This window comes from Shewanella hafniensis (genome assembly GCF_019655335.1).
Classification (GTDB): Bacteria; Pseudomonadota; Gammaproteobacteria; order Enterobacterales; family Shewanellaceae; genus Shewanella; species Shewanella hafniensis.
On the sequence record NZ_BPFD01000200.1, the window covers coordinates 1 to 647 of the forward strand.

The window sequence follows — 647 nt, forward strand, 5'->3', positions numbered from 1 at the left end:
TATCTAATGTTGCTTTAAATCTTCCAGCTATCTGACCTCCCGAGCGAACCGGAACTTTTCCCTTAGATTCAAGTAATTCTTCAAAATCTTTATCGAGGCTTCTACAGGGGAAGTTTTTATATAAGTCATAATCCTCTGCTACCATAATTGAATAATGCCACCGTAAACACCAGAGCAAGTGGTAATCAGAAATGGCTGCATGATTACTAATACCTTCTCCATTTTCTATCTTTTCTACTTGGGATAAAAAACTTCTCTCAATAGGATGGCTAATAGTTGTCTCCATTTCTTGAGACCATGCACGATTCCCCATAAAACATTTGTTATCCGGCTTACAAAGCCGGATATCACCGTTTTTATATATTACTTTCAACTTCCCATTAATACAGAATTTTTTTATTATTGCTTTCATATGGAAATGCTGATCTTTGGTTAATCTGTATGGATTACCTTTTGTTGTTTTCTCAAATGGCATTCAAGTTCCTTATTATTTACACCATATCTATATGCAATAAGTGAAATTCTGATTCTGGAATCGCTCGGTCTTAGAATAGTTCACAATAAAAATTAACTAACAAAACCATTTAACTCAACTTTTCAATGTAACATTCTCATCAATATCAAGCGCATAGCAATTTTCTGCATCT

The 647-nt window shown here is 34.0% G+C and carries 1 protein-coding gene; it reads right to left on the reverse strand.

What is annotated here, in order from left to right; all coding sequences use genetic code 11:
• On the reverse strand, positions 1-475 hold a 475-nt coding region (locus K5Q99_RS21910), incomplete at its 3' end, for a hypothetical protein (protein WP_220778134.1).
• Between the last annotated feature and the right edge of the window lie 172 nt (positions 476-647).